We start from the raw sequence: 11,856 nt of genomic DNA on the forward strand, positions 1-11,856 counted from the left end.
TTCGTCCCTATCGGTGAATGAGCGCTGACGTGGCGATGCGGGCGGCCTCGGCGATGATGGCCTGGCCCGACGGGTTGGCCTGGTCGTCGGGCGCGGTGTAGATCGCGATGATCAACGGTGCGCGGCCCGGTGGCCACACCACCGCTACGTCGTTGCGTTCGCCCTGAGCGCCGGTGCCGGTCTTGTCGGCCACCGTCCAGTCGGAGGGGACGCCGGCGCGGATCGCCTGCGCGCCAGTGGTGTTGCGTCGCATCCAGTCGGTGAGCCGGTCGCGTCCTGCCGACGGCAGGGCGGAACCGAGCAGCAGGCTACGTAGGTTGGTCGCCATCTGAGCGGGTGTCGAGGTATCCCTCGGATCGCCGGGGCTGGTCACGTTGAGATCGGGCTCGAGGCGGTCGACGCGGGTTACCTGATCGCCGAGTGACCGGGCGAACGCCGTCACGGCCGCGGGCCCACCTAGCAGTCCGACGAGCAAGTTCGCCGCCGTGTTGTCACTGACCGTGATGGCGGCGTCGCACAACTGGGCCACGGTCATCCCGTCGCGGAGATGCTGAGAGGTGGCCGGCGCCCACTCCAGGACGTCGGACGCTCGAAAGTGGATGGTCCGATCGAGAAGATCCGGCTGTGCGGCGGCCATGCGCTGGATCGCCGCCACCGTGAGCACCTTGCCGGTCGAACACAGCAGGAACCGCTCGTCCGGCCGGTGGGACACCTGGACACCCGAGCCAGTGTCCACGACGCAGACACCGAGTCGGCCGACGAACCGTTGTTCGGCTCGGGCAAGGTCGTCACCTGCGGCCTGGAGTGCGGGGTCGACGCTCGGCGGATTCGCCTGGGCGGCAAGGGGTGGCCCCGCGGTGGAGCATCCGGCGGCGATTCCCGCGACACCGGTGATGGCTGCACCGAGGATGCTGCGCCGGGACAACTGACGGGCCGTGCGGGCGCGGTATTCGGTTTCGGGGTTCTGGGGAGGCATGCGGTGAGGCAAGCACACCTCTACCGCGTGAGTCCAAGATGACCTTGCCGACTCTCGATGGCGTTGTCATGTGGTGGCTGCTAGACAGCTGTTGGTCACGCGACTCGCACCCCGTCTCGGGGTTGTTCGGCAGCTTTGCGGCTGCGTCCCTTCCGCGCTTGACGGCCACCTGCCGGGCCACGCCCGGTCTCAGGGTCGGCTCCACGCTTGACGGCGGCCCCAACTGGGCTGACGACGGAAACCACCGGTCCGCAACCACCAAATGCGATCCGTGCCAGCCCGTCTTGTAGGACAGGTGCCGCCGCGGTGTGCCCAAGGCGGCATCGGACAGCCCCCGCCTCTTCTGTCGGGTGTCGAACAGTCTTCAAGACTCTGAAAACTCTCCGGCCGAGACCGGTACGGACGAACGGTCTGTGAGATCGACGTCTGGTCCTGAAAGTCGTTGGCCGCACACCCACACTTCCCGGATGTTAACCGTGGCCGAGATGTCCGTGAGCGGATTGCCTTCGACGACGAAGAACGACGCCCGTTGATCAGGGGCGATGGCGGTCATGCCGATGGCGAAGAGGCGCTGGTTGGTCTGCAGGGCCGCTTTCAGGCATTCCGCTGGACTCAGACCGGCCTTATTCAGTAGCTGCAGCTCGCGATGTTGCGCGAAGCCAAGAAGTTTCATCTTGAATCCGCTGTCGGTGCCGAGGCTGATCGGCACGCCAGCCGCGTGAACGCGTGCAACGTTCTCCAATGCGATTTCCAGTCGCCGTTTGGGTGTGTGCGGATCATCGGAGTACTTCTTGCCGCGCAGCCGCGGAACGAGGTCGCTTTCTGAGGAGAGGAAGAATCCGTTGTCCATGTAGGCGTTGTCGGTGTTGGAGAACTCGAGCTCGGACTCTTCGCGCGACAACGTGGGCACGAGCGTGGTGCCGTGATCTAACATCGCGCCGATGAGGGCATCGTCGATGATCTTGTCGCGGACGGAATGCGCCAAGACATCGATACCGCACGCCACCAACGCTTCGGCGTCGTCGTGGAAGAACACGTGCGCGAAGGACGCCATCCCGCATTGACGGGCTTCGTCGACGATTGCTTGGACGATGTCGAGTGGGACCTTCGGGACGCTGCCGCCGAAGTCATCGACCCAGATCTTGAGGGTTCGGCATCCGAGTCCGGCCAGTTGGCGGACTTGATGACGCGCCACGTCGGGTTCTTCGGGGCGAAACCGTGGTTCGGGCGAGGTGAGCTCGGGCGGCCATCCGTCGACGGCACCGAAGCCGACACCGGCGCTGTAGCCGAAGGCCTTTTCCCCCGCATCACCGCTGTCGAGCCTGCGCCGCAGTCGGTCCTGCAGCCACGGCTGATCGGTTCCGAGGGAATGGACGTGCCCGATGCCGCGCACGGCGAGGTGCCGTAGTTGAGCGTCCACCCGATCCAACGCATGGAAGCTGATGTCGTCCGTTACGCCATCGGAGATGGCGAGATGGGCATGGGAGTCGGCCAATAGCGGTAGCGCCGTGACTTCCGGCGCCGTCGCGGGACGGGCGTCGTGTTGGAGCCGGACGGCGAGGACGTCACCGGACGGACCGATCTCGATGACGGCGGGCCCGTGGTCAGTGCCGTCGAGGCCGACGAGATGGTCCACGGTGGCCGTGGTGATGTTCATTGCGAGCCTTCCTTGAAAATGTTGTCGCGCTGCATCTGTCAGGGGTACGCCGGGTTCTGAATTCAGCATCGGGGTCGCGGTCTACACATGGCCACCGCGTCCGCACAGGTAACCGCTCACGGTCATCGGGATGATCGCGATGAGGACGGCGACCAGGCCGAGCGTCCAGCTCCCGGTGGCGTCCTTGGCTGCCCCGAACAAGGCCGGCCCGGCGGCGGCGACCAGGTACCCGACGCACTGGGACATCGCCGAGAGCTGACCTGCCGAGCCATGATGGGCGGCGCGCATGGACATGAAGGTGATGCCCAGGCTGAGCACCGCACCCAGACCGAGGCCGAGGCATGCCACCGACAACAGCGGCGCCGCTGTCGGCGCCGCGATGAGCGCGGCAACGCTCACTGCGCAGGCCAGGCCGCCGCCGACGACCAAATAGCCTTGCCGGGACGACTTTTCGGCGATGAGGGGTGTGGTGACCGAGGTCGCAACCGCGGATACGAACAACACCGCCAGAAGCCAGCCCGCTGCGCTGGTCGAGTATCCGTGCGCGATGTAGAAACTCGGAATCCAGGAGGTGGTGGTGTAATAGATGAGCGACTGAAAGGCGTAGAACAATGCGACTGCCCAGCCCAGTGGCGACGCCCACACCGACTTCGAGCGCGTCGGTCCTTTCGCGCTGGCATCGAGGTCGCGGCGTACGGAGAACGGTGCCCAGGCGGCGATGGCGAGCACGGCGAGAACGCCCCACACCGAAATGCCCTGGCGCCAGGTCAAGTTGAGGCTGTCGCGGATGGGCTCGGTGAGTCCGGCAGCTAGCGCCGCCCCGCCGACCAACATGGTGGTGTGCAGACCAGACAGTAACCCGACACGGTGACCGAAGTCTCGTTTGATCATGGCGGTGACAACGACGTTCGCCACCGCAACGGCGGTGCCGATCAGCAGTGTGCCAGCGAAGAGGAACGACAGCTGCGGCAGTAGTCGCAGTGCGGTCCCGATGGCTAGCAGGACGAGCACGCCCATCAGGGTGTGCTCCATGCCGAACCGTTTGGAGAACAACGGTGCGGTGGGAGCGAAGATGCCGAAACACACCAGCGGCAGGGTGGTCAGGATGCCGGCCGCGACATGGGACATTCCCGTGGCGGCGCGGATGGTCTCCAGTAGCGGCGAGACGGCGACGATTGCGGGACGCATGTTGAGCCCGATGAGCAGGAGTATCACTCCCAAAAGCGCAGTCTTTCGCGCCGATGCAACGCCTAGAGTGACGGTTGCTGGGTGTTCGTGTAACTGGGGTTGGTGCATAGCGTGTTCCGTTCCTTTGCCGGTCGTGGGCTGTGCGTCGCGGCGGCGGTGGCCGAAGGGAGTCGATGTCCGAGTCGCTGGTTGGCAGCTCCTCTGGGGTGACGGTGATGCGGCGCTGGGCATTTCGGAAATGACAATGCAGAGCCCCGTGCTGACGTCTGCCCAGTGATCTTGCGACCGTTCCCGAGCGATCCTCGACTAGAGACGGTACCGATCGTTACTATCAGAGTCAAAGGGCTTGGCCCTGCGACGGCCACAATGGAAGAGAAACGACCACTGAAGGCGAGGAGAAACGCGGTGCCGGTTCAGCCAGGAGGGGCGATCGACCCCCAAGCCACCCGCAGGCGCATCCTGCAGACTTCCGAGCAGATCTTCTATCAGCAGGGAATCAACGCGGTGGGCATTGCGGATATCGCTCAGCGCGCTGGTGCGTCCAAGGCGTCGATCTACAAGAATTTCGGGTCGAAGGAGGGCCTGGTGGAGGCGACCCTGGCGTATCGCAGCGAGCAGGTCCACCGCTGGCTCGCCGAGGGCACCGCGCACCTCGCCGATGGTCGCCAGCGCATCCTTGCGGCGTTCGACCTCCTCCTGGACTGGTACGCCGAGGAAGACTTCCGTGGCTGTGCAATGGTCAGCGCAGCGGCCGAACAGCGTGTGTCAGACCCGCTGGTCACGGGTTTAGCTCGCCGACACCTGCAGGCCTACCGCGATTTCCTGAATCAATGCTTGAGCAACGCGGGCATCGAGAAGCCCGACCAGCTCGCCGACCGTCTCCTGATTCTGATCGAGGGCGCCACCACGATCGCCGCCATCGACGGCAACCCCGCCGCGGGGCGGCAGGCCCGAGCGGTGGCTGCCGAGCTTTTGACCGCGGCGGACTAGAGTTCGTCTGGCTGTACGGCAGCTGGTCGATCTTCCTCCGTCAAGACCGAGGTCTCGAAGCAGTTTCGTCGGCTTCGCCTTCTCCGACGTGCTGGTGTCCGGCAAGACCCCGGTGAAACCGCCTACGCCGTCGCGGTATTCACTCGGTCCGCACGGGCCGCACCGGTGCAGCCGCGAACCGACACGGCGATCGGCACGGCCGCGCGAATGGCCGTTGATCACCTTCGGGGGCTTGACCCGACCGCGGGTTCCGGGGGATAGAGTCGATCACCTGACGACGTCCGACGGATTTCACCCGGATTTCATCCAACAGGCGGATGCCGCGGCGACACCGACGCGCAATCGGGTCCGTCACGTCAAGGCGGGCGAACTCGATGCCGGCACAGCTCAATCCGAGGGGATGCAACGGTTCGCCGCCCTGAGCGGTCAGTCCGTCGGCACCGAGAAACTGTGGATGGGCGAGACGATCGCCGCTCCCAACACGGTCTCGGCCAACCACCACCACGGGGAGTCGGAGACGGCGATCTTCGTCCGCAGTGGCCACCCCGAGTTCGTCTTCTTCGACGGTGTCCAGGAAGTCCGCATCGCCACCGGGCCGGGCGACTACGTCTTCGTTCCACCGCACCTACCGCACCGGGAAGAGAATCCGGATCCCACCACGCCTGCCGAGCTGGTGATCGCTCGCAGCACCCAGGAGGCGATCGTGGTCAATCTGCCTGCGCTCTACACACTCTGATCCGTGGGCGTCAGGGGCTGGCGGGGAATGCGCGCCGCGATGCCATGGCGACGGCCAGGCCCAGGGCGATGAGCAACGCGCTCACCCACGGCAGCCCAGCCACGCCGATGACCGGCAGAAGGCCTGCGCCGATCGCCGCGCCGCCGCCGATGCCCAAGTTCGCCGTGGCATTGACCCAGGCTCCCGCCAACTCTGGCGAGGTGGCATCGGCACGGACGGCGCACGCCTGGTAGATCGACGGCACCCCGCCGAACGCGCCATTCCAGAGGACGGCCGCGACCACGATCAACGTCAGCGACGGATACGCGGCGCCGATGCCGAGCACTCCGGCGATCGCCAGGGCAAAGACGACGAGAGTGGTGCGCCGCGGATGCCGGTCGAGTGTGCTGCCCGCGTACCACAGTCCCACCAGGCCGCACGCGCCACACAGCAGCAGAACCGGACCGACGAGGGTCGGCGAAGCCCCGGCGTGAAGCAATGCCACGCTGATGAAGGTGTAGAGGGTGAACTGGCCGAGGTAGGTCAAGGCATTCGAACCGACGACACTCATGAGTTGTCCTCGACCCGAATGATTCTCGGCCGTCTTGGGTGGATTCTCCCGGGGTACGGCGGGCAGGAGTTTGGCGACGAGCAGCAGTGTGACGGCCGCCAGGGCGGCGAGAACGCCGAATGACGACCGCCAGCCGAGCGCGGTGCCCAGCGACGTCGAAAGGGGAACGCCGAGAACGAATCCGGCGGACGCCCCGCCGGTGGCGATCGCAAGGGCGCGGCCCACGTGCGCACGCCCGACGAGTCGTGGCACGTATCCGATGCACAGTGAGAAGAACAACGCATGGGTGAGCCCACCGATGGCGCGTCCCGCTGCGACCATGGCGAAACTGGGCGCGACGGCGACCAGTGCGTTGCTCACCACGTACAACAGCAGCGTGGTCAGCAAGAGCGGTTTGCGTGGGAGGCGGGTCGTGGCGATCGTGAGGGGAACCGCCAGTGTCGCGACGATGACGGCGTAGAGGCTGACGAGCAGGCCGGTCGCCGAGGTCCCCACGTCGAAGGTGGCCCCGATTGCGGGGAGCAACCCGACCGGCAACATCTCCGTGGTGACGGCCATACAGGACGCCACCGCAAGTGCCAACAACCCGCCGATGCTGTGGCGAAGGCCGGGGCCGCGGGTGGTGTCGACGATCACCGGTGTGAATATACTCGCGTGCTGAGTATATTCAAATGAGATCATGCTGGAAATGAGTGAGCAGAAGTCGGCCCGCGGCACACGGACGAGTTCGTCCCAGGTGCGATGGTTCGGCGCGGCGCAATTGATCTCGCTGATGCGTGCCGAACCGGGTATCACCCGCGCGATGGCCGCGCAGCAGCTCGGCATCAGTAGTGGCGGCGCGACGGACCTCGTGGCGCGACTGCGAAACGCGCGGTTGCTCGACGAAACACCCGCGCCGGCGCAGGGCCGCGGGCGCCCAACGACCGTGCTGCACGCTCATTCCCGCGGGCCGCTCGTGATAGCCGCCGAGATACGCAGTGCGGACTGGAGACTCGCGCTGGCCGACATCGAGGGCCTGCCGCAGCTGCTGACGCGGAAGTCGCATGTCGGAAGCGATCCGAACCGGGCACTGCGGAGCATGGCCGCTGCCATCGGCACGACATTCGACGCGAACCCGGGCCGTGTGCGGGCCGTCTCGGTGTCGGTCGCAGGCACCTTCAGTGATGAACGACTGGTGCAGTTCACCAGCACGAGTTGGGGCGAGGGTGATCTCTCGCTGCTGCTCGCCGACCTGCCGGATCGGGCAGGCGTCGACTTGCTCCTCGGCAACGACGCCACCCTGGCAGGCCTAGCCGAAGCCAGGACCGGCGCCGCACGGGGAGCCGACACCGCGTTGCACCTCCTGGTTGCAGTTGGCCTCGGCGGCACGTTGGTGGTCAACGGGGAACCCGTCACCGGCGCCCGTGGAGCCGCGGGCGAGTATGGGCACGTTCCGTTCGGAGACCGGACGTTGGTGTGCCCGTGCGGAGCGCGGGGCTGCTGGGATCTGGCAGTCGACGGCCGCGCGCTGGCACGCCACCGCCGTGACCGCCCGCCCGCCGACCCCGTCGCCTACGCCCACGAACTGTTGAGGCGGTATCGCACGGACGCCGCGACCGACGCCTCGACGCGCAAGGCCTTCGACGCCGTCGCGACCGCACTAGGCTCGGGCATCGGTGGACTGGTCAACCTGCACGACCCGGACGTCGTCACCCTGGGTGGCCTGGCATCGCCATTGCGGGCCGCATCGCCGGACGCCTTCGAGACCGCATACCGCGACGGTCTGATGGCGTTTCGCAAACACTCCGCCCCACCGATCCGGGACGGCCTGCACGGTGACGAGGGACCACTGAACGGGGCCGCCGCGCGGGGCATCGATCACATCACCACCGAGGCGGCGCTGGAGGATTGGGCTCGGCACGTCAGCGGCTGAATTGCGCGGTCAGCTGGTCGTGGCAAGCCGACGAGATGTCCCGACGGCCGGCGCTGCCAGCCAGCTCAGACGACCCAACCGCGGTCGTAGCCAGGTGTCGACGCTCCACGTCGAGCCTGCCGCGGCGAAGAACAAGGCCAGCGAGGCGAAGATGTAGCCCGCCGAGGGACCAAGATCTGTCATGCCGCCGTGGAACGGGAGGTGGAAGCCTTCGGCTCCCGACCAGATGCCGAACGACAGTATCGCCGTACCGATGAATGCGACGTTCGAGAATGCACCGAAGATCAATCCCACCGCCGCCAGCGTCTCGAGTATCGCGATCATCGTCGCGAACGCGGCGGGGTTGGCCAGTCCGACCGTGCTCCAGAGCTCCAGCCACTGATGGACGATCGGGGTGTCGACCTTGGCTGCGTTACCGAGTTCGTCGGGAAGCGTCTGGCCCCCGATGAATCCGGGCAGCCACTTGAAGCTGGCATCGAAGGCCCAAAGCACGCCGAACAGGATGCGCACGACTGCGGCGCCGTGCAGCCAGTGCGTGCCGAAGACGGTGGTATGCGTGGTGATCTCGGACGTGGCGTCTGAGGACTGGATGGTTACGGACATGAAGGGCCCTTCTGCTACGTGGGTTTGCCTCCTTCTACACGACGTGGCTGTGAAGATGGTTCAGTCCTCCGCGAATGCGATGCCGTCCGCGCCATTACCCGACAGGGAATCGACGCAAGCATTCGATCGCAGCGACACTCGTCATCACGGTCCAACCAACCGTTGTGAAGGAGATTTAGTCATGACCGAAATGATCACCAACTACCTGGCCTGCTGGAACGAGACCGACGTCGAGGCGCGCCGCACACTGATCGACCGGCATTGGAGTGAGTCCGCGACTTATGTGGATCCGATGGTCGAGGTTGTCGGGCGCGATGACCTGAACGTTGCAATCGGTGCCGTACGGCAACAGTTTCCAGACTTCGTCTTCACTCAGGTCGGTGACGTCGACGCCCACCACCGTCAGGCTCGCTTCCAGTGGGGTCTCGGCCCCGCCGGCGTCGAGCCGGTCATCGTCGGCTTCGACGTCGTCGTGACCGATGCCGACGGACGGATTGAGCGCGTACTCGGATTCCTCGACCGCTTCCCCGGCTGATCGTCGCGACGGCGAGCAAAGCCGTTCCGGGACCACCGCTTTAGGCTCGCAGGAAATCAGCAGACATGTCGACGGATCGGGTCTGGCGGGTCGCGGCGTACATTGCGCGCTCACGGGTTAGCTTGGCGCAGTGCACCATCGATGCGGCTGTGGACCAACCGGATCCACGACACGGCGCGACGTGCTGAGATGTCTCGTGGCCGCGCCGGTCGTCGTCGGTCTGGGTGGTGTATTCATGCGCGTACCGCCTGCGGCGGCCGACCCGATTCTGTCGGCGGCCGTCACCGTACCCAGTCAGACGCCTGACATCGTCACCCGCGCTCAGTGGGGCGCCGATGAGTCGATGCGACGCGGCACACCGTTGTACGACAAGGGGATCCGGGCAGGGATCGTCCATCACACGGCGACGAGCAACGACTACTCGCCGGCGGACTCGGCGGGCATCGTCCGGGGGATCTACGGCTATCACACCAAGACGCTGGGGTGGGGCGACATCGCCTACAACGCCTTGGTCGACAAGTACGGACAGATCTTCGAAGGACGGTTCGGCGGCATCAGCCGGCCCGTGGAGGGCTCGCATACGGGCGGGTTCAACGAGAACACCTGGGCGGTGGCGATGATCGGGAACTTCGTCGACATGACGCCGAGCCCAGCACAGTTGCTCTCGGTCGGTCACCTGCTCGGCTGGCGACTCGCCATGGACAACGTCGATCCGAAGGGCACCGTCGTGCTGGCCTCTGCCGGCGGGCCCTACACGCGCTTCCCGTGCGGTATCGCCCCCAGACTGCCAAACATCTTCGCCCACCGCGACGTCGGGGACACCGAGTGCCCGGGCGGCGCCGGCTATGCCGCGGTCGAACGCATCCGCGACATCGCCGCTGGCTTCAACAAGAGGGCCAGCACGCAGGATCTGGTCGAGTCACTCAGGGGTGGTGCGATCTACCAGCGTTGGCAGGCGATGGGAGCCATGAAGAGTCCGCTCGGTGCACCGACGTCACCGGAATCTGCGGGCACGGGTTCGGCGCGTTACGTCACCTTCGACAAGGGGGCCATCTACTGGTCGCCCAGCTGCGGGGCCGCACCCCTCGCCGGTCCGATCTACGATGCATGGGCAGCACTGGGATTCGAGCGAAGTGAACTGGGTCTGCCCACCAGTGCGGAGATCCAAGAGCCGCAGTGGATCGTGCAGAACTTTCAGCACGGCACCCTGAACATCGACCGCCAGAGCGGGACGGTGACGCGGGTGATCGATGGGGTGGCCTCGCAACTGCCGCCGCAGGGCCCCGGTGGTCCGCCGGTCCAGCTGGAGCGGTTTTCACCGGCACGCAACCGCGTCTGATCTGTACTCGACGCGCCCATCGCCGCGAGCTCGCCGGGAAGCGGAACTCAGGGCCGATGAACTTGGCCGCCAGGAGGGTCGGGAGACTTGACGGGTACGGGGCTCAGGCGCTCGCGAACTCGGGCGGATTGACCGCAGCCGGATCGGGATTGGCGATGGGCAGGCCCATGAACCGGCGGGCATTGTCGCCCATGAAGTCATGGGTTCGTCGCACGTCCATGCCCTCGGCGTACTTCCAGAAACCGTTCGGCTCGGCCAGCCCCTCGGGATGCGGGTAGTCCGAACCGAAGAGCACCTTGTCCCAGCCGACGGTGTCGACCACGTCGGATACGCAGCCCTCCCAGAAGGGGCTGACCCAGATGTTGCGCCGGAAGACGTCGTGCGGATGCTCGGGGAAGTTCTGCGGCATCTTCTTGTACAGATCTTCGAAGTCGTTGAACAGCGGGAAGATCCAGCCGCTACCATTCTCGACGCTGGCGATCCTCAGCTTCGGGAATCTCGTCAGCGTGCCGTGACAGATCAGTGCGGTGATCATGTCGGCGATTTCGCGATGGCCCAACGCCATCCAGCGAAACGCGCTCTGGGTCATGAAGTTCGCCGTGTGCGGTGGCTCCCACTTGGCGACATAGTCGTCCAGAGGCGGGTAGCTGGCGTGCAGGACGATCGGTAGTCCCGCGGCTTCGACGTCGCGCCAGAACGGATCGAACTCCTCCAACGCGGGGGAGCGCCATCCATGCAGGCCGTTGACCGGCCCCGGTTTGATCAGTGCTACTCGGGCGCCCCGCTCGAGGATGTAGGACAGCTCGCGCTGGGCCGTGTCGACCTCGCACAAATTGATGATCGGCGTGGAGAAGATGCGGTTCTCGTAGACATACGACCAGTGTTCGGCCAGCCATACGTTGAGCGCGTGGATGATGGCCACCTGTAGTTGCGGGTCGTCGGCCGCGGAGTGCTCGACCAGGCTCCCGAGCGTCGGATAGTTCAGTGCCTCGACGACGCCTTGGCGGTCGAGCTCGGCGATGCGGTCCTCCGGGTTGCGGGTGGCCGCGGGTGCCGCGATCGCCTTACCCTGCATCTCGCGCAGCGTCAGTCCTTCGGTGTTCGCACCGGCGAAGAACTTTTCGTGGGCGCCGGGCGCGGCGACGCGTTCGAATGTCGGGTTCGGGATGAAGTCGGTGACCTTGTTGTTGATCACGATCCGGGTCTGACGGCCGATCTGCGCGTACTGGACCGCACGTGCGTACTTCTCGGGCAGATGCTTGGTGAGGGCGTCGGCCGTCTCGTACATGTGTTGATCCGCGTCGAAGATCGGCGCGTCCCTGAATTGATTCATGGGGTTCCCTTCTTCCGCTCGGCAGACTTCTAGAGCG

Annotated in this window: 11 protein-coding genes and 1 pseudogene; 5 read left to right on the forward strand and 7 right to left on the reverse strand. The window is 65.9% G+C overall.

The features are described 5' to 3' along the window. Positions 1-7: 7 nt before the first annotated feature. The 4 genes and pseudogenes from bla to ACRDUX_RS36440 all read right to left on the reverse strand — a co-directional run bounded on the left by bla (position 8) and on the right by ACRDUX_RS36440 (position 3,848). Positions 8-976: a class A beta-lactamase gene (bla, locus tag ACRDUX_RS36425; RefSeq protein WP_526421656.1), complete on the reverse strand. Its 969-nt coding sequence runs from the start codon at positions 974-976 to the stop codon at positions 8-10. A 95-nt stretch (positions 977-1,071) separates the two neighbouring features. After that, positions 1,072-1,325 (reverse strand): annotated as a pseudogene (locus tag ACRDUX_RS36430) (IS607 family element RNA-guided endonuclease TnpB); the annotation flags it as partial. A gap of 15 nt (positions 1,326-1,340) precedes the next feature. Next, entirely contained in the window at positions 1,341-2,633 is a 1,293-nt protein-coding gene (locus ACRDUX_RS36435; protein WP_526421658.1) for an amidohydrolase family protein, read from the reverse strand. Between the two features lie 81 nt (positions 2,634-2,714). Further along, positions 2,715-3,848, reverse strand: coding sequence for a CynX/NimT family MFS transporter (locus tag ACRDUX_RS36440; protein ID WP_526421660.1), 1,134 nt, complete (start codon positions 3,846-3,848; stop codon positions 2,715-2,717). A gap of 378 nt (positions 3,849-4,226) precedes the next feature. Here ACRDUX_RS36440 and ACRDUX_RS36445 point away from each other — a divergent pair, with 378 nt between their 5' ends. Together ACRDUX_RS36445 and ACRDUX_RS36450 are read left to right on the forward strand one after the other, a co-directional pair. Then, a complete protein-coding gene (locus ACRDUX_RS36445) occupies positions 4,227-4,811 on the forward strand; it encodes a TetR/AcrR family transcriptional regulator (RefSeq protein ID WP_526421662.1) in 585 nt (194 codons plus the stop codon). A gap of 271 nt (positions 4,812-5,082) precedes the next feature. Beyond that, on the forward strand, positions 5,083-5,547 hold the full coding sequence (locus tag ACRDUX_RS36450) for a cupin domain-containing protein (RefSeq protein WP_526421674.1): 465 nt from the start codon (positions 5,083-5,085) through the stop codon (positions 5,545-5,547). Positions 5,548-5,557: 10 nt separating this feature from the next. Here the strand turns inward: ACRDUX_RS36450 and ACRDUX_RS36455 are convergent, their stop codons facing one another. Further along, complete coding sequence (locus ACRDUX_RS36455; protein ID WP_526421676.1) at positions 5,558-6,655, reverse strand: MFS transporter; 1,098 nt, start codon at positions 6,653-6,655, stop codon at positions 5,558-5,560. A gap of 130 nt (positions 6,656-6,785) precedes the next feature. On the opposite strand from ACRDUX_RS36455, the gene ACRDUX_RS36460 reads away from it, so the two are divergent. Further along, positions 6,786-8,009, forward strand: a complete 1,224-nt coding sequence (locus ACRDUX_RS36460; protein ID WP_526421664.1) for an ROK family protein — start codon at positions 6,786-6,788, stop codon at positions 8,007-8,009. Positions 8,010-8,018: 9 nt separating this feature from the next. On the opposite strand, the gene ACRDUX_RS36465 is transcribed toward ACRDUX_RS36460, so the two are convergent. Then, positions 8,019-8,612: a hypothetical protein gene (locus tag ACRDUX_RS36465; protein ID WP_526421666.1), complete on the reverse strand. Its 594-nt coding sequence runs from the start codon at positions 8,610-8,612 to the stop codon at positions 8,019-8,021. 181 nt (positions 8,613-8,793) lie between these two features. Here ACRDUX_RS36465 and ACRDUX_RS36470 point away from each other — a divergent pair, with 181 nt between their 5' ends. After that, a complete protein-coding gene (locus tag ACRDUX_RS36470) occupies positions 8,794-9,147 on the forward strand; it encodes a nuclear transport factor 2 family protein (protein ID WP_526421668.1) in 354 nt (117 codons plus the stop codon). A 235-nt stretch (positions 9,148-9,382) separates the two neighbouring features. Then, complete coding sequence (locus tag ACRDUX_RS36475) at positions 9,383-10,486, forward strand: N-acetylmuramoyl-L-alanine amidase (protein WP_526421670.1); 1,104 nt, start codon at positions 9,383-9,385, stop codon at positions 10,484-10,486. Positions 10,487-10,589: 103 nt separating this feature from the next. Here the strand turns inward: ACRDUX_RS36475 and ACRDUX_RS36480 are convergent, their stop codons facing one another. Next, a complete protein-coding gene (locus ACRDUX_RS36480; RefSeq protein WP_526421672.1) occupies positions 10,590-11,819 on the reverse strand; it encodes an amidohydrolase family protein in 1,230 nt (409 codons plus the stop codon). Positions 11,820-11,856: the final 37 nt, after the last annotated feature.

This window comes from Mycobacterium sp. (assembly GCF_050701675.1).
In the GTDB taxonomy this organism is placed as follows: domain Bacteria; phylum Actinomycetota; class Actinomycetes; order Mycobacteriales; family Mycobacteriaceae; genus Mycobacterium.

Excerpts from the sequence above, each read along its gene's own strand:
- bla (WP_526421656.1), bottom strand. The coding sequence starts at position 976 with ATGCCTCCCCAGAACCCCGAAACCGAATACCGCGCCCGCACGGCCCGT.
- ACRDUX_RS36435 (WP_526421658.1), bottom strand. The coding sequence starts at position 2,633 with ATGAACATCACCACGGCCACCGTGGACCATCTCGTCGGCCTCGACGGC.
- ACRDUX_RS36455 (WP_526421676.1), bottom strand. The coding sequence starts at position 6,655 with ATGGCCGTCACCACGGAGATGTTGCCGGTCGGGTTGCTCCCCGCAATC.
- ACRDUX_RS36460 (WP_526421664.1), top strand. The coding sequence starts at position 6,786 with ATGAGTGAGCAGAAGTCGGCCCGCGGCACACGGACGAGTTCGTCCCAG.
- ACRDUX_RS36465 (WP_526421666.1), bottom strand. The coding sequence starts at position 8,612 with ATGTCCGTAACCATCCAGTCCTCAGACGCCACGTCCGAGATCACCACG.
- ACRDUX_RS36470 (WP_526421668.1), top strand. The coding sequence starts at position 8,794 with ATGACCGAAATGATCACCAACTACCTGGCCTGCTGGAACGAGACCGAC.
- ACRDUX_RS36475 (WP_526421670.1), top strand. The coding sequence starts at position 9,383 with ATGCGCGTACCGCCTGCGGCGGCCGACCCGATTCTGTCGGCGGCCGTC.
- ACRDUX_RS36480 (WP_526421672.1), bottom strand. The coding sequence starts at position 11,819 with ATGAATCAATTCAGGGACGCGCCGATCTTCGACGCGGATCAACACATG.